Origin of the sequence: Affinundibacterium nitidum, assembly GCF_014284155.1 — a bacterium.
In the GTDB taxonomy this organism is placed as follows: domain Bacteria; phylum Pseudomonadota; class Gammaproteobacteria; order Burkholderiales; family Burkholderiaceae_D; genus Undibacterium; species Undibacterium nitidum.
The window spans coordinates 1-22,054 of the sequence record NZ_JACOFZ010000010.1; the positions used below are offsets into that span (position 1 = coordinate 1).

Below are 22,054 nucleotides of genomic sequence, written 5' to 3' on the forward strand. Positions count from 1 at the left end.
TGCAAATACTGCGAGACAAAGGGCAGGACAAGGCGGATGCTTCCGCTTGGCACGAGAGTGCAGCCCGGATAGCCTGCGAAGTGAACGGTGCGGTAATGCCGTCAGCAACAGGAACCCACCGAAGCGCCTGCGCAAAATCATCGCGCAGCGCCGTAGGAATCCCCGTCCTTTCCGCGCTAGCGGCAGCCGCAGGCTGAGGGCAGGGAGGATGTCAAGAATTAAAAATTCGTTGTTATAAGTTTGGACGCTAGTGTATTTATTCTCTGCTCTAAAAAATAAAATTTCTTCGGTACTAATTAAACGCAAACCAGTTCCAACGCTCGCTTGAATCCAACGTAAGTACTTTTTATTGTTCATTTGTTGTTGATGAACAAGGTAAGTTAATAATTGCTCCATTCGAATTGCGTTATGTTTAGAGTAATCAATTTGATTTAAAGCTAAACGATCTTGAATTCGCAAACAGCTACGATGAAGACTTTCATAATCAATAGGCTTAAGAACATAATCAATAGCGCCTTCTTCGAAAGCCTTTACTGCATATTCATCGTAAGCAGTAACGAAAACAATGAGAGCATTTGAGGATAGTTTATTGGCGATTTCTAAGCCACTTTGACCAGGCATACGAATGTCGAGAAAAATGATTTGAGGTTGCAATTTTTCTGAAATTTGAAGTGCATTCATCGCATTAAAGGCTTCACCGATTATTCTTAGTTCTGGCCACACTTGCGCTAATCTCCGTTTTAAATGATCACGCATAGGTGCTTCATCGTCGACAATAAGTGCCGTATAAGAGAGCCTAGTCATTTAGTAATTCTCCCGGTCATTCATTAAGATTTTTTTTATTTTAGACAGGAATATGTAAGCTCATTTGGGCACCGCCAAGCTTTGGTACTTCAATATTCAAGCTGGCACGAAAGCCATATAAAACTTTCAGTCGCTCACGAATATTCTTTAAACCAATTCCTTCTTCTGCTTGTAGATCAATACCCATACCGTTGTCACAGACTTCGACAATAATTTCAGATTCACCTTTACGAGCAGATATTTGGATATGCCCCCCGTCAGTCTTCGGTTCAAGACCATGCTTAATGGCGTTTTCAACCAAAGTTTGTATCATCATCGAAGGAAAAGGCAGTTGTTGAAGCTCTGCTGGATAATCAATGTCATAACTTAACCTTTCTTGCATACGTGCTTGCATAATGTTGAGATAAGCACGACACAGATCCATTTGCTGACCTAATTTGCCTCCACCTTGTTCGCGAATCTGCGGCAAGGCAGCTCGTAAGTATTTGATTAAATGAGCGTGCACTACAGAAGCCTGTTCTGGATCTGTTTCAATTAATTGTCCGATTAGGGCCAATGTATTAAACAAAAAATGTGGTTCTATTTGTGCCTGTAAGCTCGCCATTTCAGCTTCCAGTGCTCGTCGTTCAAGGGCTTCCATATTGGCGCGTACTGCAGCAGCATTTGCTGCGATATCTGCTCTTCTCTTTCCGCCAGCTAAGCTTTTGATCAAGATCGACGAAAAGACACAAAACGGAACCCAACTACCGAGCCCTAAAGTAGCCGCTATGATGAGTACAACAAAAGAAATGAAAACCAAATAGGACCATGAAATCACTGCTAACCAATCAAAAAATTTCCACCACAGAATTTTTGACGTATCTATAGCTTGCAAAATCAAAGGTAATAACTGATTTGGTTTATCGGAGTTCATGTTAACGACCTTCGGTATGAATATTTTCTGTCTCTTTAGCTTTGTTAATCTGATCTTCTTTTCCAACAAAACATTTCAATAATAAAGATCCGAATACAAACCAATTGGCGATTGAATGCAAACATAGAATTGAACCGCCGATCAAAACTAACAAACAAGTCAAAAACATTTTTCCCCAGCTAACATGGATCACCCACTCAAAATAATGATCCCAAACGTATTGCGCTGTCTCACCAACATTTTTCACAAACTGCAAAACAGGGTTATGTGTATCGTTATTCATAGTTTTCTCCTTTGAATTTGAAGTGCTTTCTTGTTCAGAAAAATTCTTTGTTTCTTCGGCTTTTGATGCTTCAGATGAACTTTCATGTAAGACTTGTTCGGCTTCTAATTGAGGTTCAACTTTGTTGTTTGAATGATCGTCATTTGATGAATCGAATTTCATGATGTTCTCCTTTTGGTTTAAAACAATTTGCTCTACCCATGGCTGCACGATAGCAATTCGTTTGACTAGCTTCCATCTCTATGCGACTAAGAGCAAAAAGCTAGGGTTCAAAGGCGAATTTGAGAGATAGATGGAAAAAAACAGGAAATTGAGCATAAGGACCTCGCAGATTGACCTACAATGATGCCTTTCTTGTCTCTTGCATCTGTTATCCAGCGATATGTTGAAATCATTGAGTAAAAACTTTGCCTTATTTGTTCTAGTAGCGCTGTGTGCGTGCTCACCAAAATTTGACTGGCGTGAAGTAAGAAATGAAGACAATTCTTTCCAAGTGCTGATGCCAGGTAAAACTGCGAGCGCTAATCGTGATATCAATTTAAATGGTGTAAAGGCAACCATGTATATGACGGCGACTGATGTTCAAAACATCAGTTTTTCAGTTGCCTATGTAAAGCTAGATGAAGATGGACAAGATCAAGAAACAAGCAAAAAACAACAAGAAACCGCTTTCGAGGCAATGAAAACAGGCATGCTGAATAATATTCAGGGACAATGGAAAAGTGATAGTTCAGTGACTTTACCTAAGAATACTTTGTTAGCGATTGGACAGCGTTCAAATGGTCAAAAACTGAAAATGATCGCGAGATTTGAAAAAAAGGATGCTTATCTCATCCAGGTCATTATGCTTGGAGAAGAAAAGGCGTTTAATTCAGAAATCGCGGACATGTTTTTTGATTCATTTAAATGGAATCGTTGAAGCAATCCGCCTCAAATTTTTTCGTTCAATCAGAAAAGAGAAATTATTCCTATGTTAGTCACGTTTCAGTCGACCGCAGACGCCGATATCACGATGTATGAATCACACATCGGCCCTATTCTTGAGTCATTAGGAAAAGATGTAAAAAGAGGTGTAATTACTGTAGTTGAATTACCTCATTTCATTTCTACCTTTGAAAAGATAATGGAAGAAGATCGTCAACAGCGAGCGCAGATAGATGATATTGACGAGGACGAATTAGATGATACTGAAAAGAAACAACGTAAAGACTTTGTTAGTATTTCAGCTCGACTATTTCCTCTTTATGAAATGTTAAAAGCAGCAAATAAAAAACAGAAGGAAATTATCTGGGGTGTGTAAAAAATGACTGCACATGTTGAGAACACGGATGAATTCTTTTTGCAAACGCAAGACGGCACGTCTTTGTTTGTACGAGATTGGCCGGGTAGTCATCATTCTGCAAAACATGGCATAGTCATTCTGCATGGACTAGGTGAACATTGTGGTCGCTATATTCACATTGCTCGTTTTTTTCAAACACTAGGTTTTACCGTGCGTAGTTTTGATCAGCGTGGTCATGGACAATCAGATGGACGCAGAGGCGACGTACCTAACTCTTCGACAAGTCTAGAAGACCTACGGTTGGTGGTCGACGAATTTACACAGCAATTAGATGCGCCACCGATTCTCTTTGCTCATAGTATGGGTGGTTTGTTTGCATGCCATTTTGCACTGGCATCACTGTCGAAATTATCGGGTTTGATTTTAGCTTCACCAGCTTTGAGTGTAAAAGTAAGCGCGTTTCAACGATATTTATTTGCATTTGCGAGTCGAGTAATTCCTCATATTGGTGTGACACATGGTACGAACGGTCGATATCTTTCACATGACAATGAAGTTGTGTATGCCTATCAAAATGATCCATTAGTGCATTCACGAATTAGTGCAAGCTTATTTCAAAGTATGTTGCATTCAATGGATTATGTAAAAGCACATACAGCGCAAATGAAGCTACCTTTACTGTTATTAATTGCAGGTGCTGATCAAGTTGTTGATCCAGAGGGAAGCCAATTATTTTCACAACAATTGGATCATCGACTAACGGCATCCAGTGTGAAGACCATTGTCTACCCTAATTTTTATCACGAAATTTTTAATGAGTTAGATTCAATTAAAGCATTTGACGATGTTCGAATTTGGCTTGAAGAAAAAAATCTAATGCCACTCAATCTTTGAGAAATTTTTATGCAAGAACCCACGCGAAAAACCTTAACTCGACCCACACTAAGCAAACCGAAAGCGAAAAACGCTAAGGATACAACTCGTGCTACCAAGTCAGACTTTAAGTCTTCAGATAGGTCTGAATCACAAACTAAAATTGTTGAACCTGATCTGCTGGAAGTGAAATCAGATTCACTCGCCTTTAGTTTAGCTGGTGCAGCCCAAGCAGTGGCTTATGTATTGGAAGGAACAGCCCTTCCACAAGCGCTATCAAGAGTCTTTATTCAAACTAATGCCACACCACAAGCCCGTGGAGCGATTCAAGATATAGCGTATAGAACGATGCGCCAAGTTGGACGCGTCGATGCTTTGATCACTCTAATGACCAATAAACCAGTAGAACCACCACTTCTGTACAGTTTGATGTGCTGTGCTTTGAGTCTTCTGGCTATTGAAAAAGAAGAAACTCCACCCTATGGAGAGTTTGTCGTCGTTGATCAAGCAGTAAATGCTGCCGCTTCGAATAGTCATATGGTTTTCGCAAAAGGCATGGTAAATGCGGTTTTAAGACGCTTCTTGCGGGAAAAAGAGACTTTATTGCCGATGGTGCTAAAACAACCAGCGGCAATGTGGAATTATCCTCAATGGTGGGTTGATCAGGCAAAGGCGGCATATCCTGAACAGTGGCAAAGTATTCTTAAGTCTGGTAATACCCCTCCACCAATGACCTTGCGTGTCAATCAACGTCGAACATCTGTTGCAGCATATTTAAGCCTCTTAGCGGAAGAAGGCATAGATGCTAAACAGATTGGCCCCTACGCAATACGCTTACAAAAAGCATTGCCTGTGCAACAAATACCAGGCTTTGAACAAGGTATGGTTTCTGTACAAGATGCCGCAGCACAGCTTGCAGCGCCTTTACTCGATGTTCACGAGGGTATGCGAGTATTAGACGCTTGTGCAGCCCCAGGTGGCAAAACAGGACATATCTTGGAGATAGCAGACGTCGAATTATTAGCAATCGAAACAGATGCTAAACGAATTGAACGGATTCATGAAAATTTAGCACGATTACAGTTGTTCGCCACAATAAAGCAAGGTGATGCAAGTCGCATGAACTGGTGGGATACGCAAGGGTTTGATCGTATCTTAGCTGACGTTCCTTGCACTGCTTCAGGTGTCGTGCGTCGTCATCCTGATATTCGTTGGTTACGTCGCAAAACCGATGCTGCGCAACTAGCGGTGACGTCAAATCGTATCCTCGATAATCTTTGGAAAATGTTGAAACCTGGTGGCAAGCTATTATTGGTTACTTGTTCAATTTGGCCTATCGAATCTGAGAAACAGGCGCAATCGTTTGCCGAGCGTCATTCAGCAGTTCGTTTGGACGCACCAGGCCAATTATTGCCAACGTCTGATCCCAACAACGAACATGATGGTTTGTTCTACGCCCTCTTCCAAAAACCGGAGGCTTGAAACTTGTTTCAAGTTATCATGTCATAGTGATACAAAACCTTCGAAATTGCCATTGATGTCATGTTGATGATCAAAGCTTTGCTGCCATTTTTGTTTGCAACAAAACGACTTCAGACCTTTAAAGGTCTGTTGTTGACTTTGCTCGTCGTTTTTTTCTGTTCATTGAGTTCATTGCAATTAGCCTATGCAGAAGGTGTTGAAGTAACTACAGCGAAGCTAGAGTCAGCGGACGATGGGTATCGCGTCTTTGTCGGTTTTTCTTTTGAGCTTGGAAATGACGTGAAAAACGCGATAAATGAAGGGATACCCGTTTCATTTATTGCCGAGGTCGAAATTAATCGCCCACGTTGGTATTGGTTTGACGAGAAAAGTATACGTTCAACGCAAACCATTAAGATTCAATACGACCTTTGGCGCCGTCAATACACGGCCGCCGTTAATGGCGGATTGAAACAGAATTTTGCTACGCTTGATGAGATCATCAAATTAGTTAAGCAACCGCGTCGTTGGTTGGTCGCAGAAAAAAATGCTTTAAGTTTTGGTTCAACCTACAACGTCGCTGTACGTCTTAAGCTCGATAGCAGTCAATTATCAAAGCCCATGTTGATCACTTCGTTGAGTAACAGTGGCTGGCGCCTTTCATCTGATTGGAAGCGGTTTACATTCAAGGTGGAAGAGAAGTGACAAAGTTTCTTAAGTATGGCCTCATCGTTGGTGGCGTGTTGATGAGTGTCTTGTTTTTTTTCCTAATCACGGCCACCGAGAACTCTAGTCGTTTCCTCGCCTCCAATAATAATTTTACGTGGCTGTTGTTGGCCAATGCCGTCGTTGCATTGGGTCTGTTGGGCATGGTTACGACTTTGTTGTGGCAATTGATTCGTCGGTATCGTCAACGCGAATTTGGCTCCCGAATCATGACACGACTAGTGATTCTTTTCGCACTTTCAGGCATTCTGCCGGGTTCTTTAATCTATCTTGTGTCCGTGCAATTCGTGACACATTCGATTGATTCATGGTTCAGTGTGAAGCTTTCACCATTGCTAGATTCCGGTATGGACTTAGGCCAAACTGCGCTGCACTACACCCTCAAGGATCTCGAATCGAAGGCACGTAGTATGTCAAATCAGCTAGCAGATCCGTCTGATTCAAGCTTGCTGCCACTACCAATTAAGTTGTCTCGTATTCGTGAGCAAATGCAAATTCAAGAAGCGACGATTGTGACCTCGAAAGGTAAACTCGTCGCTACCGCAAACGCGAAACGTGGGAGCTTTGTCCCTGAAATGCCCTCAATAAGTATGCTCAGAGCCGTGCAGCTAGAGGGGCGTTTCGCGCAGATTGGTAGTCATAGTGATCATACAGGGGAGGACCCGAGCAAAAACCTGTTTACTGAGGCACACAACAAAGCTGGTGGTGAAACAAATAATCAAGAATTCCTGAGGGTGATTATTGCGTTACCGTCAATGGGCATGAATACTTTTTTTCAGAACGAAACGAATTACCTGCAGGTGATCCAACCAATACCTGAATTACTCGATTCCCAAGCGAAGGTGTTTACCACGGCTATTTCTGAATACAAAGAGCGCTCTTCTAGCCGAGATGGCTTGAAAACAATGTATTTAGTGACGCTTACCTTGTTGTTATTACTGGCTATCTTTGGCGCGATTACCGCAGCCTTTTTGATTTCGAGTCAGCTCGCGCGACCCCTGCTACTTCTAGCAGAAGGGACTAAGGCTGTCGCGGAGGGCAACTTGTCACCCCGGCCAATCACCACAACATCAGACGAACTAGGAAGCCTAACGCAGTCGTTTAATACCATGACACGGCAATTGTTCGATGCACGCCAAGCAGTTGAAAAGAATCGAACCGAGCTGGAGAATGCAAAAGCCTATCTTGAATCTGTTTTGGGAAATATGTCAGCTGGTGTGATGGTACTGGACCAGAACTCTTGCCTCGTTACTTGTAATCATTCGGTAGAGAGGATTTTGAGCCGCCAGTTTGATAATGAAATAGGTAAGCCACTAGCGCAAATTGAAGGGATGAAGGTATTTGCCGACGCGGTCGATAAAGCCTTCTCAGAACAACACGCGCAATCGGTCGGTGGCGAGCAACTAGAACACTGGCAGCAACAAATTGAGTTACCTAAATTGAGTTTTGAAAGCCAAGCAGATCAAACGCAATCGGGTTCTGGTGCTGAAGTTGAGAAAGGTTTGACTTTGCTGGCGCGGGGCTCTCATCTTCCTGTTGCGTCTGGTACCGGTTACGTGGTGGTGTTCGATGATATTACCAATATTATTTCGGCTCAGCGTTCTATCGCTTGGGGCGAGGTAGCGAGACGTTTGGCACATGAGATTAAAAACCCTCTAACACCGATACAATTATCGGCAGAGCGTTTGCAAATGAAATTGCTAGATAAATTGAATGAAGTCGACGCACAATTCTTAAGTAAGAGCACCACGACCATCGTTAATCAGGTGAGTTCAATGAAACGTATGGTTGATGACTTCCGTGATTACGCGAAAATTCCGCAGGCGGTGCTATCGCGTATCAATATTTCCGCTCTGATTGACGATGTTTTACATTTGTATTTATCAGGCGATGGGCGCGACATTATTCATTTGAAGTTAGTACCAGATTTACCCGCCATCATGGGGGATGCGACTCAGATCCGTCAGGTCATTCATAATTTGTTGCAAAACGCGCAGGATGCTGTAACAGAGAATGCAAAACCGGGACAAGTGCCACGGATTGATGTTGTGACTGAAATTGTGCATTATGTCAGCGCCGACAAATCTGAACGGGTAGCGATTCGGCTATCTGTGATTGATAACGGGCCAGGATTTTCTAGCAAAATTTTGGCTCGAGCCTTTGAACCATATGCGACATCGAAGCCAAAAGGAACTGGTTTAGGTCTAGCGATGGTGAAGAAAATTGTAGATGAGCATGGGGGTAAAATTGATATTCAAAACCGTACTGATACAAACGGTGCCAAAGTATCGATTTTGCTGTTAAAGTTAGCACCGGAATTAAATACCTAAGTATTTAATGTGTGCTGTGAATGCTGAAAGCTTCCTTAGAGAAGAACAGCAAATTAAAATTATCGTGGTAGGGTTTAGGGTACATTTATGGCAAACATATTGGTAGTCGATGACGAAATGGGAATCCGAGAATTACTCTCGGAAATTTTGGGCGACGAGGGACACGTTGTTCAATTAGCAGAAAACGCGCAACAAGCGCGCGAAGCCAGAGCGCAAGCTCGCCCCGACTTGGTATTGCTGGATATTTGGATGCCAGATACGGACGGCGTAACCCTGTTGAAGGAGTGGCAGCGCGATGGTCTATTAACCATGCCAGTGATCATGATGTCGGGTCATGCGACGATTGACACCGCAGTGGAGGCAACTCGAATTGGTGCGCTAAATTTCCTCGAGAAACCAATCGCTTTGCAAAAATTATTGAAAGCTGTTCAGCAAGGTTTGACCCGCAATATTGAACCGCCGCGACCAGTAGCACCGATTAGCCGTATGAGTGTGATGGATACTCCATCTACACCAGCACCTGTTGCCCAATTCAATCAATCACCAGCATCATTTGAGAACCGAGATTTTTCGCTTGGAAATCAATTAATGCCGAATAATCAGCACAACTTTGGGAATCTTTCGTTTGATTTGCCTTTACGTGAAGCTCGCGATGCATTTGAACGGATTTATTTTGAATACCATTTGCACCGCGAGGGTGGCAGTATGACTCGTGTTGCTGAGAAGACCGGTCTAGAGCGTACGCATCTTTATCGCAAACTCAAGCAACTAGGAGTTGAATCCGTAAAGTATGGCAAACGCGGCGAGTAAGCCAACCTATCTTATATTGCTTGCCGGTGGAAATTACCAAGAACGCGAGTCCTGGATAAACGCTGAATTAAGCACGAGTCGCGAGCAATCAGTCGTCATAGCAGGCATTATTTTGGAGGGGCTTCCCTCTGGAATAATGCCTCTTCAATCACATCCCTCCTTGATCGTGGAACGTATAGCGCCAGGTTGTTTTTGCTGTATAGGAAATTTGGTGCTGCGGGTTACCTTGAATCGAATGCTAAGGCAAAAGCCTGAGCGTTTATACCTAGCAATGAATAACCAAGAGCATCTCGGCAGTTTGAAAAATTTCTTGGAATCAGAACCCTATATCGATTTATTCACGTTTGAGCGCGAAGTGATTTTGTAAGTCTTGCTGTTGAGATCGAACGCTCCCCCTCATTTGAAGCAAATTCTTGTCTTCACACCTCTAAAGTTCATACCTTGCCCTGCCGTAACTATTAACGCAGGGACTGCAACCGCACTCTTGTCGTTTCATACATAAACAACATAAGCACCGTTTGATTCATGTTTGTTTTTGCGTATTTATTCTCAATGACGAGAAAGGATGATTAAAATGAACATCATTTATAATAGCGACCAATATAGTGTCGTTGAGTTTGGTGCTGAAACCGATCACGAAGCCTTACGTTTTGGTGGTTATGAGATCACTGACAAGGCTGTACGTCGTGAATGTTTTATTGGCGGTTTGCAGGCCGAAACATTTCGTCATGATGTACAACAATTGATTTCGAATGAACCAAGCATCGAGGAAATTGATGAATTTCTAGCAAAGTTCGATTCGTATATGGGACAAAGTGTTTTATTGCATTAACTTTGCACGTTGTCTGAAAAGTCGTTGTTGCGAAACTCTCCTCTAGTATTCCCTACTCTTCCTTCTGCTGTATCTTCAAGGTTTTGAATTGGCAAAAAAAAACCCGCTAGCCTAGGCTGCGGGTTAAGTCCAAACCTTTAGGAGGTGTTGGAGGAGACAGTTCGAACTTTATCGCAGTGCAGCAAATATGTCTCGCTGCTTTTTCATATATCTGTCATAAAAAAACCGAATATCTTCTAGAAATATCGATTTCTCCCTAGGGAAAGCCTAAAAAACGTCAAAATTAGGTAATGAACTCTAAACCACTGCTAATTTCAATTAAGTTGATGATTTTTTAAATTCCTCAATCTGGCTTTGGATCCAATGTTTAAGCCTGATGAAAATAGCCCTACAGAAAATGGATTACACTAGTCTTTTTGAATACTTCTATTTGATGAGTAATAGTCATACCGTGTCTCGCATTGGCCTATGGAGTCATTATTGTTTGAGACACCGGTAGTTACTCTTTGATATGAGTGTAAATTCGCCCTAGAACTATTAAAAAGCTGTTCGGAGACTGGTATGAATTTGTTTGATCCCATCATTGGCTTTCAAGAAGAGCTCGTGAATATCCGCCGAGATATTCATGCCCATCCAGAGCTTTGTTTTGCTGAATACCGTACTTCTCAAGTCGTTTCACGAAAATTGAAAGAATGGGGTATTCCAACTCTTGAAGGTTTGGCCGAGACAGGTGTCGTCGGCATTATTAAAAAAGGAAGCAGCGATAAATCAATTGGCTTGCGCGCAGACATGGATGCACTGCCGATGCAAGAGATCAACGAATTTCCGCATAAATCGACTAATCCTGGAAAAATGCATGCTTGTGGTCACGATGGTCACACAGCAATTTTATTGGGAGCGGCTTTCTACTTGGCTCATCATTCGGATTTCGACGGCACGGTGTATTTGATTTTCCAGCCAGCTGAGGAAGGTGGTGGTGGTGCGCGTCGCATGATTGCTGAAGGCTTGTTTGAAAAATGTCCTATGGATGCTGTTTACGGACTCCATAATTGGCCAGGATTGCCAGCAGGTAGTTTTGGCGTGCGTGAAGGTGCGCTCATGGCATCGTCAAATGAATTTCACGTTACCGTGCGCGGAAAAGGCGCTCATGCGGCTCAGCCGCAAAAAGGGATTGACCCTGTGATGGTAGCGGTGCAAATCGCCCAAAGCTGGCAAACCATCGTTAGCCGCAACGTAAATCCTCTGGACCCTGCTGTTTTATCGTTGACGCAAATTCACTCAGGCAGTGCCACGAACGTCATTCCAGACGACGCCCAAATGATAGGAACGGTTCGCACATTTAGCAACGCGACGCTCGATTTAATTGAGACCCGAATGAAAGCTATCGCTGAACATACTGCTCAAGCTTTCGATGCCGAAGTTAACTTTCAGTTCAAGCGAAATTATCCCCCACTTATCAACCATGCGAAAGAAACCCAGTTTGCGATTGAAGTCATGAAAGATGTCGTTGGTTCAGAAAACGTCAACACCACGGTCGAAGCAACGATGGGCGCCGAGGATTTCGCGTATATGTTGCAAAGCAAACCTGGTTGTTATGTCTTTCTTGGAAATGGCGATGGCGATCACCGTAGTGCGGGGCATGGCTTAGGTCCATGCAACTTGCATAATCCCAGCTACGATTTTAACGATGATCTGCTGCCCATTGGCGCTAGCTTTTGGGTACAACTGGTTCAACGTTACCTACCAGCTTGACAGGCAATGTGTCCGTTTTAGAATTTATTCATCCTCATTTGAATACTCATAGGGCCCAAAATGAAAAAGGACAAACATGTATGTTTGTCCTTTTTTTGTCACTTTTTGGGAAGAGTATTTGAAAGTATTCTTCCCTACGACAAACTAAAATTCATCCCAATCGCCTGAATCATCATTACTTGGCTTTGTTGCTGGCTTCGCTGCAATTCGAGGCGCACTTGAACGTGGTGTTGATTGTCGCGCGGCAGGAGCACGATTGACATTCATATGAGAAGTTTGCAGATTATTGAGTTTGAAAACGTCTAGCGCTTTTGTCAGTAAATCCGCTTGCTCTTCCAGCGACTCAGCAGCGGCCGCCGCTTCTTCCACTAATGCCGCATTTTGTTGAGTCATTTCATCCATTTGATTGATCGCTGAACCTATCTCTTGAATGCCCGAACTTTGCTCTTGGCTTGCTGCAGTAATTTCGGCCATGATGTCACTTACACGGCGCACGGACGCAACGATTTCATCCATTGTTTGACCAGCTTGATCAACCAGTGCAGAACCTGCGGTTACTTTGTCGACGGAATCGCCGATCAAAGTCTTGATCTCTTTCGCTGCTGCCGCACTGCGTTGCGCCAAACTACGAACTTCCGATGCGACCACTGCGAAACCACGCCCTTGCTCACCAGCTCGAGCCGCTTCGACAGCCGCGTTCAATGCGAGAATATTGGTTTGGAAAGCGATACCATCGATCACACTAATGATGTCGACGATTTTCTTCGACGACTGATTAATGTCATCCATTGTAGTGACGACTTGGCTGACCACTGCACCGCCTTTAACCGCAACCTCAGATGCCGTTTCCACCATCTTATTCGCTTGTCTGGCATTGTCGGCATTCTGTTTTACTGTCTCTGTCATGGTCTCCATCGACGACGAAGTCTCTTCTAAGCTACTCGCTTGAGACTCAGTACGGGACGAGAGATCTGTATTGCCGGATGCAATTTCTGCACTCGCTACTTTAATCGTTTCAGCTGAAGTCTTAATCTCCGAAACCATGTTCTGAAGGCGTGTTTGCATCTCGCTTAAAGCCGCCAATAGGCTCGATGAATCACCTGGTTCAACGTCGATGCGCATGGTCAAATCACCGGACGCCACAGCAGAGGCAATTTCTTGTGCGTATTCAGGTTCACCACCGAGCTGTTGCCAAATGGTACGGATAATAAAGAAGGACACTATACCCAAAATTAATACGACAAACAATCCGGATGCGATAACAGTGAACAATACACGTCGCACATTATCGTTACTGTTATCAACGCCAGCAGTGAATTGTGTTTGTGCCGCTTCGACCGTTTTTGCAAGGTCGGTTTCTAAGACCTTCAACGAAGATTGCATTTGTCCGATAGCTGCCTGTGGGTCACCTTGATCCATACCCAGCATAATTTTTGCGACCGATACAGCTGGACCGTAATAAGCATCAAACTCTTTACCTAAGCGGTCACCAAGAGCTTGTTGTCCAGGCAATGCACCAAGGGCTTTGAATTTCTCTTTGACCTTTTTCGCCCGTTCTCCGACCGCATCGATACCTTTTTTGTCGTCTTCACCGACCGCTTGTTTTAAGGCGTCCACGATCCCTTGGACGTCGGCTTGAATATTCTTCGCCTTGTCTAAGACTGGATAGTCTCTCGTCTCTGTGGTCTTAATAGAATTGATCGCGGTCGTCGCGAAATATACGCTGGCTGCGATACCGATACCGAAAATAACGGTGGCGACTATGGGCAGAGCCCAGATTCTGCGTTTGATGCTCATCAAAAAACCTCGACTTTTGTTGTATGAAAAAAGCGGGAGGCGTTTGATCTTTCCTACTTAAGCAACATGCTGCGCCGTAAGAAGAGAAACACAAACCCGTTTTTGGTTAACGTCAGTGAATTACTTTTGAAAATGAGACACGCTTTGTTGAAGTACAAAGTTCTTACTATTAAGTAACAGTGTAAGCCAAAGCCATGAAAAATGCGAAAAACTTATTGCTACAAATTAATGTTCTCGTAGAGCACGACGATACTGTATCGCTTCTGCCACATGTGGCGTGTTGATTTGTGAGCTGTTTGCCAAGTCTGCGATGGTGCGAGCTACTTTTAAGACCCTATGATAGGCCCTAGCAGACCAGTTAAGTTTAGCCATGGCATTTTGTAAAAGCAGTTGTGCAGCCTGGTCTGCCACGCAGAATTCGTCGATCTCTTTCGTTGAGAGCAAATGATTAGACTTTCCTTGGCGTTGGATTTGTGTTGAAAAGGCTTGTTCAACCCTAGCTTGAATTCTCTCGCTACTTTCGCCGTCTGCTTGTTTTAGCAAGTCAGCATGAGGTAAGGCATTGACGGGTATTTGCATATCAATGCGATCGAGCAAAGGACCTGAAAGCCTTCCCTGATAACGAGCTCCGGCATCAGGCGTACAACGGCATTTGCCATTAAAGTGACCAAAATAGCCACAAGGGCATGGATTCATCGCTGCGATGAGCTGAAAACGCGCAGGAAATTCAGCTTGTTTCGCTGCGCGGGAAATACTAATGTGCCCGGATTCCAATGGCTCTCGTAATACCTCTAGTACCTTTCGGTCAAATTCTGGCAATTCATCGAGGAACAAAACACCGCGATGGGCGAGTGAAATTTCGCCAGGGCGCGGGTTACCTCCACCGCCAACCAAGGCTACCGCTGACGCCGTGTGATGCGGTGAACGATAGGGTCTCTGCTTCCATTTCTGAAGATTGAAGCCATTGGTCAAAGATTGTACTGCCGCAGATTCAAGTGCTTCAACGTCAGTCATTGTAGGCAAAATCCCAGGGAATCGAGCTGCTAACATCGATTTTCCTGTACCGGGTGGCCCGATCATGAGTGCACGATGCTGTCCTGCAGCTGCGACTTCCAAGGCTCGTTTTGCTTGTTGTTGCCCTTTCACTTCACTGAAGTCTGGGTAGCGCGGACGTACACTTTCCCCAGTCGCTCGGAACTGCAAAAGTCTTTGATCTTGAGACCTAGCAGCGAAGTGTGCGCACACCTGCAGCAATGAGTGCGCGGGAAAGATATGTGCATCTTTGACGAGTGCTGCTTCCTCTGCATTCGCAAAAGGAAGAATGAAGGCCGGAACCGCACTGCGATCAAGTTGACTGTTTTGAACCGTTGAGCGAGAGATCGCAAAGGTCATCGCCAAGGCTCCACGTATAGGCCTCAGCTCTCCTGAGAGCGAGAGTTCTCCTGCAAATTCGTATTGGTCAAGTGTATCGCTAGGAATTTGTCCAGAGGCAGCCAAGATTCCTAACGCGATGGGTAAGTCAAAACGGCCCGATTCCTTCGGCAGATCTGCAGGGGCCAAATTGACCGTGATACGTTGAGCAGGGAAATCAAAACGGGCATTTTGAATCGCTGCTCTCACACGGTCTTTAGACTCTTTTACTTCGGTTTCTGGCAATCCGACTATAGTAAAGGCCGGCAAGCCATTAGCTAGATGCACTTCAACGGTGACTTCCGGCGCTGACATTCCGCTTAGAGCTCGACTTTTCAGCACCGCTAGTCCCATTATTCGTCCTTGAGTTGGGCCTCCAGTGCAGCGACACGTGCTTCTAATGCTTCGAGCTTCGCCCGTGTTTTCGCTAGTACCTGAGCCTGAATATCAAATTCCTCACGAGTGACCAAATCAAGTTTGGCGAAACCCTGAGTCATCATTGCCTTTACGTTTTTTTCAATATCTTTTGCAGGCGAATTTTCAAAAGCTTGATGAATCTTTGCTTGCATGTCGTTCAGAAAATTATTGGCATCCATGTCGACCTCTCTTTGATTGAAACTTATTTAACTCCTGCCGTTACAGGAACTTAGCAGGTACTGTAACGGTGCATTATAAAGTTTGTGCAAATCAAATAAGCGCCATTTTGGTGCGTTGATTTGCAGCTTACCTCATTCTGATAATAAATTATTACTGTTTTGAAGAAAATTTGGTGAAATCAATGAAAACCAAGTTTAAATCGAAAAAACTGCATTTTCATAGGTGTGCACTGCACAAACACGATACCACTTTTTTGAAAATGCGGTTGTTGTACCTGAAAAACGAAAACTGGCACGAGTTCTGCTAATACCGGTGTAAGCAACAAAGAAATAGCAGCAAAGCTAAGTATTTATTAACCAGCATTGATTTACTTTTAAATAAAAGAAGGAAACGAAATGAAAAAATTTCTACTCTGTGCAGCGGTTGCAAGTACTTTCATGGGAAGTGTTGCTTTTGCGCAAGACGCCAAACCGGCCGAAGCCAAACCAGAACATGAAGTGAGTTTCAATATCGGTGCTATCACCGATTACCGTTACCGCGGTATCTCACAATCTGGTCTCAAACCAGCCTTACAAGGCGGTGCAGACTACACTAATAACGTGAACGGACTGTATGCCGGTACGTGGTTGTCCACCATTAAATGGACAAAAGATGCAGGTGGTAGCGGCAGTGTTGAAGTTGATCTGTATGCCGGCAAACGTGGTGAAATTGCAAGCGGCGTTAATTACGACGTCGGTGTTCTGTCCTATGTTTATCCATCTAACGGCTTAGATAAAGTAGCGGGTTTTGTCGATGCCAATACAACTGAATTTTACGGTCAGTTAAGTAATGGTCCTGTGTACATCAAGTACTCACACTCAGTGACTAACACTTTCGCATTTGTCGACAGTAAAGGTAGTGGCTACCTCGATATCGGTGCCAACATCGAAATGGCTGATGGTTACACTCTGAATTTGCATGCGGGTCGTCAAACACTTAAAAACAATAGTGCCTATGCCTACAACGATTGGAAGATTGGTGTGACAAAAGAGTTCGGTGGCGTCAACTTTGCATTGGCAGTAATCGGCACGAATGCAGACGACAAACTTTATTACACACCAGCGGGCAAATTTACTGGAAAGACAGGCTTAGTTTTGTCTGCAGTAAAAGCTTTCTAATACTTGAAAAATTCATTGAGACCATCATGAAATTAATTACAGCAATTATTAAACCTTTCAAGCTAGACGAAGTGCGTGAAGCTCTTTCTGAAATTGGCGTGCAAGGTATCACGGTGACCGAAGTCAAAGGCTTTGGTCGTCAAAAGGGTCACACAGAACTGTATCGTGGTGCAGAGTATGTCGTGGACTTCTTACCAAAAACGAAGATCGAAGCTGCAGTTGAAGACAGTATTGTAGAGCGCGCGATTGAAGCTATCGAAACCTCTGCACGTACTGGCAAGATTGGTGACGGTAAGATCTTTGTGTATTCCTTAGATCAGGTTGTCCGTATTCGTACCGGTGAAACCGGCAATGAAGCCCTTTAAGAGAATGAAGAGAGAGAAAATGATGAAAACGTTTTTGAAATCTCTTGCGGCCATCGCCTTAACGGTAACGATGAGTCAAGCAAGTTTGGCATGGGCGGATGACGCTAGTGCCTCAGCATCTGCGGCCGCTTCGGCACCCGCAGTGGCGGCGGTTGTCGCATCAGCACCAGCTTCGACAGCTGTTGCCGCGCCAGCCTCTGCACCAGCTGCACCTGAGGCTGCGGCATCGGCTCCAGCAGCGGACGCAGCGGCAGCTCCAGCGCCAACACCAAATAAAGGTGATACAGCATGGATGATGGTAGCAACGCTATTGGTCATTATGATGGCGATTCCTGGCTTGGCATTGTTCTACGGCGGTTTGGTTCGCTCTAAGAACATGTTGTCGATCTTGTTGCAAGTCTTCATGATCTTCGCTGTGATTATTGTTTTGTGGTGCATCTATGGTTATTCATTGGCATTCACAGAAGGTGGTCGCTTCATTGGTAAATTTGACCGCGTCATGTTGGCAGGCATATTTGACCCAATGAAAGCAACATTCACGACAGCAGCTACTTTCAGCAAGGGTGTGGTAATTCCTGAGTTTGTATTTGCGGCATTCCAAGCGACTTTCGCGGCGATTACATGCGGACTGATCATTGGTGCATTCGCTGAGCGTGCGAAGTTCAAAGCGGTGTTGTTGTTCATCGTGTTGTGGTTCACATTCAGCTATTTGCCTATCGCACACATGGTTTGGTTCTGGACAGGTCCAGATGCGATTAAAGATGCAGCGACATTGGCAACGGAAACAGCAAAAGCAGGTTACCTGTTCCAAATGGGTGCGCTTGACTTCGCCGGCGGTACCGTGGTGCATATCAATGCTGCGGTTGCAGGTTTGGTTGGTGCCTTCATGATTGGCAAACGGGTTGGTTATGGTCGCGAAGCGATGGCGCCACACTCTTTGACGATGACTATGATCGGTGCTTCGATGTTGTGGGTAGGTTGGTTCGGTTTCAATGCAGGTTCTGCATACGAAGCAAATGACACAGCCGCTTTAGCCTTTATCAACACTTTATTAGCGACAGCCGCAGCGACCGTATCTTGGGTTTTCGGTGAATGGATCACTAAAGGCAAACCATCGATGTTGGGTGGCGCGTCTGGTGCGGTAGCCGGTTTGGTCGCGATTACTCCAGCATGTGGTTACGTAGGTCCAACTGGTGCCTTGGTTATCGGCTTGCTCGCTGGTGTGGTTTGTTTGTGGGGTGTGAACGGTTTGAAACGTTTGCTTGGCGCCGATGATTCTCTCGACGTATTCGGTGTGCATGGCGTTGGCGGTATCTTAGGTGCTTTGTTGACGGGTGTCTTCGCGTCACCATCCTTGGGCGGCGTGGGTATTTTCGACTACGTCACTAACAAAGGTTCAGCTGATCCTTACTCCATCGTCGGTCAAGTAACAACACAAGCAACAGCGGTCGGCGTTACGATTTTGTGGTCAGCAGTGGTGTCTATCATTGCCTACAAACTGGTTGATATCGTCATTGGTCTGCGCGTACCAGAAGATGAAGAACGCGAAGGCTTGGATATTACTAGCCACGGTGAATCTGCCTATCACTCATAAGATGTAAGCAGATTAGTAAAAGTTTCTTGGTGGGATTTACGCCTCTCAGATTTCTTGAGAGGCGTTTTTTTTACCATAGTTGGATGAGCATAAAATACCGCAGGCTTATGGCCCGCGATTACTCGTCTGGATGAGTCGGTAAAACTAAAGTAATGCGGGTACCATGTCCCACTTCACTTTCTACTTCTATTGTGCCGGCTAACAGATCATTCACAATATTGTGGACGATGTTCATACCTAAGCCACTTCCGCCCTGCCCCAATTTTGTGGTGAAGAAGGGATCAAATATGCGACGTAAGTGCTCTCCTTTGATGCCAAGTCCATTGTCGGTGAATTGAATCCGTATATAGTCAGCATTGATAACTTCTGCAGACAATCGCATGCGACCATGCTCAATGCCCTCAAAGCCATGTACTAAGGCATTGTTAATGAAATTAGTGATCACCTGTCCATATGGCCCAGGGTAGCTGTCGATCATGATTTCATCCGGAATGTCGATATCCAGCGTATGTCCTTGCTTATTGATCCTTCCCTGCATGGTGCGAATAATCTCTTGACTTGTTTTTTGCAAATTAAACTCGCGTCGCTGCTGACTTGTTTGGTCGACCGAAACTTGTTTAAAGCTGCTAACCAATTCACTAGCCGTCAGTAGATTACGCGTGAGCATATCATTCGCCTCACTTAAGGCACTGGTGAAATGATTTAAACCGGAGCGCTTCAAGGTCCCTGCTTCGAGTTGAGTTAGAAAGCGAGACGTTTGTTCCTTCAAGGTCGTTGATGTGAGTAAGCAGTTTCCTAAGGGGGTATTGATCTCGTGGGCAATACCCGCCACCAAAGCGCCGAGCGCGGCTAATTTTTCTTTCGACATTAGCAATTGCTGCGCCGATGACAGTTGTTGATAGGTATCAGCATTATCAAACGCGACCGCGGTGTAAGCGGCTAGTGTCGTGAGCATATCGACATGCATTCGCTCAAAGGCATGTACGCCTGAACTTTGCACTGAAATCAAACCAAGAATTCGACCCTTAATGATGAGAGGAGCGTAGATGAACGATAGTGGATGAAAGCGTTCTTCATTCTCGCGATAAGCTTCGCTTGAGGTGAGCTTATCTAGCCCTTCTAGGCCGATGTAGTGAATATAGTCTTCGCGTATATCGTTGATATAGATCTCTCTACGATGTTTGATGCACCAAACAGAGAGTAGATCGGGGTCGTGCATATCGCGATGATAGGGAAGCTGCTTATTTCCATGCACGATATTGCAGGGGAAATCGATACTGTCATGTTCAGGCTTATAAATGCCGATAGAAAATGCTTCTGCCGGCATCAAACGAATCACATGATGATAAAGCGTGGACATAATACTTTCACGATTCAACTGCGACGTGATCTCGCGACCCAATTCACTGAGAATGAAAATATTATTGTGCGCGGTCCGAAGTAGCTCAGTTTGTTGTTGTAATTCTTTAGTTCGTTCGGTAACGCGGTTTTCTAGTTTGTTTTGTGCTTGTTTGTATTCGTCATGACTCATTACTTGCTGAATCAAGTTAGCGATATGACTGCCAAACAGTACGTCCTCACGGGACCAGCTACGTGGTTGCTTGCAGTTTGCAAAACTAATGACACCAATTTGTTCACCGTGTATGCGAACTGAAACCTCAAGGATGGAAGAAAGTTCACATCCCGTATAAATCTCACTTAATTCAGTGGCTGCAGGATGGAGGCGAATATCATGCGCCGCATTTGGTGTTTGTAGCGACTGTACGACCTGAAAGTATTTCAAGTACTGACTCTGTTCAATGGCAGCACCAACCTTAATTGAAAGCGAGATCTCCGCCGCAGTGGCTACACACTTTAAGCGTTGGCCTTCGCTTTCTTTTAGCCAAAGCACGACAATATCGACTTGTAAAATGGCGCGCGCCGACAAAGCAATATGGGACAGCGCATCTTCAATACTTTTCTCTTCAAGTTGGCTATCTGAAGACAAGTCGAGCAGAAGTTCGACCGGTGGCTTTCGCGACAAATCATACTCACGTAATTCGCGAAATTTGTCGACGACAGTAAGCTCAGCGATTTCAGCATTAAATTGGTGGTGTAGTCTGGCGTAGTGCAGCGCTTTGTGCGGTTCGTCAATTTTTTCGTGGAGACGAGAAAGTGCATCACAACAGTGTGCTTTCTGATGACGTGACTCGATATACTCTGCATGGGCCAGCGCATCGGAAAAAACTTTGATCGCCTCTTGATATTTGTTTTGTTCGGTATAGATCTCGCCGATAGAATTGGCTGCCATCCCAAGCAGCCATTCATAGCCACAAGTCTTGGCAAGTCGAATTGCCTGCTCAATTTCTGCTAACGCAAGTTCTGTCCGCCCTTGTTTATGAGCGATGATCCCTAAATGCCACTGGGCCTCGGCGATGTATTCTTTGATATTGCCGCGTTGTGCTTGAGTGCGGGCTTGTTCAAATAGCGTTTTTGCGAGTTCAATTTGCCCAATATTTAAACTGTTCACACCGAGGTTGATCGCTTGCTTACTCTTGAGATAAGGCCTATCGAATTTCTCGAGTAATTTTCCTGCATCCAAATGGAATCGCGCACCAGTCTCCCAATCACCCAGCGCATCGTAAATTTGACCAAGTCCGATGCGAGCTTCGATATGGACCTCAGCATCGTGCGTGATCTTGCAGAGATCGATACAGCGAGTCCAATATCGGATCGACTCTTTATAGATTCCTTGCGTGTATCGTATACGACCGATACATAGCATGAGGCGCCCAGCTTGGTAAGGTAAATGGTGAGCTTCAGCTTCTTGCAGACTTGCTTCAAGCTGATTAATTAATTGTACAGCTTGCCCTAGCCGCTCCTCAATGAAGAACCGACGTGCAAGGGCGTTCAGAGCAATCTTAATGTCGTTCGCATTGCGTGCCCGAAGCTCTAAACGTTCAAACATTACCTTCGCCAATAGAGGATGGCGTCTGGCGCAGTGTTCAATCCGTTGTAAGGCTTCATTCATAGACTAGGTTCTTTAGTTTGAGACAGGTATTTTCATGTGCTGCTAATTGTTCGTCCGA

Annotated in this window: 20 protein-coding genes; 13 read left to right on the top strand and 7 right to left on the bottom strand. The window is 44.6% G+C overall.

The window, feature by feature from the left end:
* The 3 genes from H8K36_RS16980 to H8K36_RS16990 form a co-directional block, all read right to left on the bottom strand.
* On the bottom strand, nucleotides 1–804 hold an 804-nt coding region (locus tag H8K36_RS16980), incomplete at its 3' end, for a LytR/AlgR family response regulator transcription factor (RefSeq protein WP_255423144.1).
* Between the two features lie 40 nt (nucleotides 805–844).
* Nucleotides 845–1,783 (bottom strand): sensor histidine kinase, encoded by a 939-nt coding sequence (locus tag H8K36_RS16985; protein WP_230404775.1) that lies wholly within the window; start codon nucleotides 1,781–1,783, stop codon nucleotides 845–847.
* Nucleotides 1,719–2,162: a hypothetical protein gene (locus H8K36_RS16990; RefSeq protein ID WP_186917718.1), complete on the bottom strand. Its 444-nt coding sequence runs from the start codon at nucleotides 2,160–2,162 to the stop codon at nucleotides 1,719–1,721. The genes H8K36_RS16985 and H8K36_RS16990 overlap by 65 nt, the downstream gene beginning before the upstream one ends.
* 220 nt (nucleotides 2,163–2,382) lie before the next feature.
* Here H8K36_RS16990 and H8K36_RS16995 point away from each other — a divergent pair, with 220 nt between their 5' ends.
* The 10 genes from H8K36_RS16995 (at nucleotide 2,383) to H8K36_RS17035 (ending at nucleotide 12,066) form a co-directional block, all read left to right on the top strand.
* The gene (locus H8K36_RS16995; protein ID WP_186917719.1) at nucleotides 2,383–2,919 is read left to right on the top strand and encodes a hypothetical protein; all 537 of its coding nucleotides are present in this window, start codon (nucleotides 2,383–2,385) and stop codon (nucleotides 2,917–2,919) included.
* Nucleotides 2,920–2,970: 51 nt separating this feature from the next.
* A complete protein-coding gene (locus H8K36_RS17000) occupies nucleotides 2,971–3,300 on the top strand; it encodes a DUF1840 domain-containing protein (RefSeq protein ID WP_186917720.1) in 330 nt (109 codons plus the stop codon).
* A gap of 3 nt (nucleotides 3,301–3,303) precedes the next feature.
* Nucleotides 3,304–4,176, top strand: coding sequence for an alpha/beta hydrolase (locus tag H8K36_RS17005; protein WP_186917721.1), 873 nt, complete (start codon nucleotides 3,304–3,306; stop codon nucleotides 4,174–4,176).
* A 9-nt stretch (nucleotides 4,177–4,185) separates the two neighbouring features.
* The gene (rsmB, locus tag H8K36_RS17010) at nucleotides 4,186–5,637 is read left to right on the top strand and encodes a 16S rRNA (cytosine(967)-C(5))-methyltransferase RsmB (RefSeq protein WP_186917722.1); all 1,452 of its coding nucleotides are present in this window, start codon (nucleotides 4,186–4,188) and stop codon (nucleotides 5,635–5,637) included.
* Between the two features lie 60 nt (nucleotides 5,638–5,697).
* Nucleotides 5,698–6,321 (top strand): DUF4390 domain-containing protein, encoded by a 624-nt coding sequence (locus H8K36_RS17015; RefSeq protein WP_186917723.1) that lies wholly within the window; start codon nucleotides 5,698–5,700, stop codon nucleotides 6,319–6,321.
* Nucleotides 6,318–8,672, top strand: coding sequence for a sensor histidine kinase (locus tag H8K36_RS17020; protein WP_186917724.1), 2,355 nt, complete (start codon nucleotides 6,318–6,320; stop codon nucleotides 8,670–8,672). Before H8K36_RS17015 ends, H8K36_RS17020 begins: the two co-directional genes overlap by 4 nt.
* 87 nt (nucleotides 8,673–8,759) lie before the next feature.
* Complete coding sequence (locus H8K36_RS17025; protein WP_186917725.1) at nucleotides 8,760–9,482, top strand: response regulator; 723 nt, start codon at nucleotides 8,760–8,762, stop codon at nucleotides 9,480–9,482.
* Nucleotides 9,463–9,849, top strand: a complete 387-nt coding sequence (locus H8K36_RS19170; RefSeq protein ID WP_186917726.1) for a GTPase — start codon at nucleotides 9,463–9,465, stop codon at nucleotides 9,847–9,849. Before H8K36_RS17025 ends, H8K36_RS19170 begins: the two co-directional genes overlap by 20 nt.
* A 207-nt stretch (nucleotides 9,850–10,056) precedes the next feature.
* Nucleotides 10,057–10,314, top strand: a complete 258-nt coding sequence (locus H8K36_RS17030; protein ID WP_186917727.1) for a BTH_I0359 family protein — start codon at nucleotides 10,057–10,059, stop codon at nucleotides 10,312–10,314.
* A 561-nt stretch (nucleotides 10,315–10,875) separates the two neighbouring features.
* Nucleotides 10,876–12,066: a M20 aminoacylase family protein gene (locus H8K36_RS17035; protein ID WP_186917728.1), complete on the top strand. Its 1,191-nt coding sequence runs from the start codon at nucleotides 10,876–10,878 to the stop codon at nucleotides 12,064–12,066.
* Between the two features lie 144 nt (nucleotides 12,067–12,210).
* Here the strand turns inward: H8K36_RS17035 and H8K36_RS19650 are convergent, their stop codons facing one another.
* From H8K36_RS19650 to H8K36_RS17050, 3 genes are all read right to left on the bottom strand, one after another.
* Nucleotides 12,211–13,863 (bottom strand): methyl-accepting chemotaxis protein, encoded by a 1,653-nt coding sequence (locus tag H8K36_RS19650; RefSeq protein ID WP_186917729.1) that lies wholly within the window; start codon nucleotides 13,861–13,863, stop codon nucleotides 12,211–12,213.
* A gap of 225 nt (nucleotides 13,864–14,088) precedes the next feature.
* On the bottom strand, nucleotides 14,089–15,627 hold the full coding sequence (locus H8K36_RS17045; RefSeq protein WP_186917730.1) for a YifB family Mg chelatase-like AAA ATPase: 1,539 nt from the start codon (nucleotides 15,625–15,627) through the stop codon (nucleotides 14,089–14,091).
* Entirely contained in the window at nucleotides 15,627–15,869 is a 243-nt protein-coding gene (locus H8K36_RS17050; protein ID WP_186917731.1) for an accessory factor UbiK family protein, read from the bottom strand. The genes H8K36_RS17045 and H8K36_RS17050 overlap by 1 nt, the downstream gene beginning before the upstream one ends.
* Nucleotides 15,870–16,265: 396 nt before the next feature.
* Here H8K36_RS17050 and H8K36_RS17055 point away from each other — a divergent pair, with 396 nt between their 5' ends.
* From H8K36_RS17055 to H8K36_RS17065, 3 genes are read left to right on the top strand one after another with little or no spacing between them, the layout of a single operon-like run.
* Complete coding sequence (locus H8K36_RS17055) at nucleotides 16,266–17,027, top strand: TorF family putative porin (protein ID WP_186917732.1); 762 nt, start codon at nucleotides 16,266–16,268, stop codon at nucleotides 17,025–17,027.
* 26 nt (nucleotides 17,028–17,053) lie between these two features.
* Nucleotides 17,054–17,392 carry a P-II family nitrogen regulator gene (locus H8K36_RS17060; protein WP_186917733.1) on the top strand — a complete coding sequence of 113 codons (339 nt, stop codon included), beginning with the start codon at nucleotides 17,054–17,056 and terminating at the stop codon, nucleotides 17,390–17,392.
* A 22-nt stretch (nucleotides 17,393–17,414) separates the two neighbouring features.
* Nucleotides 17,415–18,986 carry an ammonium transporter gene (locus H8K36_RS17065; protein WP_186917809.1) on the top strand — a complete coding sequence of 524 codons (1,572 nt, stop codon included), beginning with the start codon at nucleotides 17,415–17,417 and terminating at the stop codon, nucleotides 18,984–18,986.
* A gap of 118 nt (nucleotides 18,987–19,104) precedes the next feature.
* Here the strand turns inward: H8K36_RS17065 and H8K36_RS17070 are convergent, their stop codons facing one another.
* Nucleotides 19,105–21,996, bottom strand: coding sequence for an ATP-binding protein (locus tag H8K36_RS17070; RefSeq protein WP_186917734.1), 2,892 nt, complete (start codon nucleotides 21,994–21,996; stop codon nucleotides 19,105–19,107).
* Nucleotides 21,997–22,054 lie beyond the last annotated feature (58 nt).

What these genes read in the sequence shown, in the direction of transcription:
- H8K36_RS16990 (WP_186917718.1), bottom strand. Translation starts at nt 2,162, where the DNA reads ATGAAATTCGATTCATCAAATGACGATCATTCAAACAACAAAGTTGAA.
- H8K36_RS16995 (WP_186917719.1), top strand. Translation starts at nt 2,383, where the DNA reads ATGTTGAAATCATTGAGTAAAAACTTTGCCTTATTTGTTCTAGTAGCG.
- H8K36_RS17000 (WP_186917720.1), top strand. Translation starts at nt 2,971, where the DNA reads ATGTTAGTCACGTTTCAGTCGACCGCAGACGCCGATATCACGATGTAT.
- H8K36_RS17005 (WP_186917721.1), top strand. Translation starts at nt 3,304, where the DNA reads ATGACTGCACATGTTGAGAACACGGATGAATTCTTTTTGCAAACGCAA.
- rsmB (WP_186917722.1), top strand. Translation starts at nt 4,186, where the DNA reads ATGCAAGAACCCACGCGAAAAACCTTAACTCGACCCACACTAAGCAAA.
- H8K36_RS17015 (WP_186917723.1), top strand. Translation starts at nt 5,698, where the DNA reads ATGTTGATGATCAAAGCTTTGCTGCCATTTTTGTTTGCAACAAAACGA.
- H8K36_RS17025 (WP_186917725.1), top strand. Translation starts at nt 8,760, where the DNA reads ATGGCAAACATATTGGTAGTCGATGACGAAATGGGAATCCGAGAATTA.
- H8K36_RS19170 (WP_186917726.1), top strand. Translation starts at nt 9,463, where the DNA reads ATGGCAAACGCGGCGAGTAAGCCAACCTATCTTATATTGCTTGCCGGT.
- H8K36_RS17030 (WP_186917727.1), top strand. Translation starts at nt 10,057, where the DNA reads ATGAACATCATTTATAATAGCGACCAATATAGTGTCGTTGAGTTTGGT.
- H8K36_RS17035 (WP_186917728.1), top strand. Translation starts at nt 10,876, where the DNA reads ATGAATTTGTTTGATCCCATCATTGGCTTTCAAGAAGAGCTCGTGAAT.
- H8K36_RS19650 (WP_186917729.1), bottom strand. Translation starts at nt 13,863, where the DNA reads ATGAGCATCAAACGCAGAATCTGGGCTCTGCCCATAGTCGCCACCGTT.
- H8K36_RS17045 (WP_186917730.1), bottom strand. Translation starts at nt 15,627, where the DNA reads ATGGGACTAGCGGTGCTGAAAAGTCGAGCTCTAAGCGGAATGTCAGCG.
- H8K36_RS17050 (WP_186917731.1), bottom strand. Translation starts at nt 15,869, where the DNA reads ATGGATGCCAATAATTTTCTGAACGACATGCAAGCAAAGATTCATCAA.
- H8K36_RS17055 (WP_186917732.1), top strand. Translation starts at nt 16,266, where the DNA reads ATGAAAAAATTTCTACTCTGTGCAGCGGTTGCAAGTACTTTCATGGGA.
- H8K36_RS17060 (WP_186917733.1), top strand. Translation starts at nt 17,054, where the DNA reads ATGAAATTAATTACAGCAATTATTAAACCTTTCAAGCTAGACGAAGTG.
- H8K36_RS17065 (WP_186917809.1), top strand. Translation starts at nt 17,415, where the DNA reads ATGAAAACGTTTTTGAAATCTCTTGCGGCCATCGCCTTAACGGTAACG.
- H8K36_RS17070 (WP_186917734.1), bottom strand. Translation starts at nt 21,996, where the DNA reads ATGAATGAAGCCTTACAACGGATTGAACACTGCGCCAGACGCCATCCT.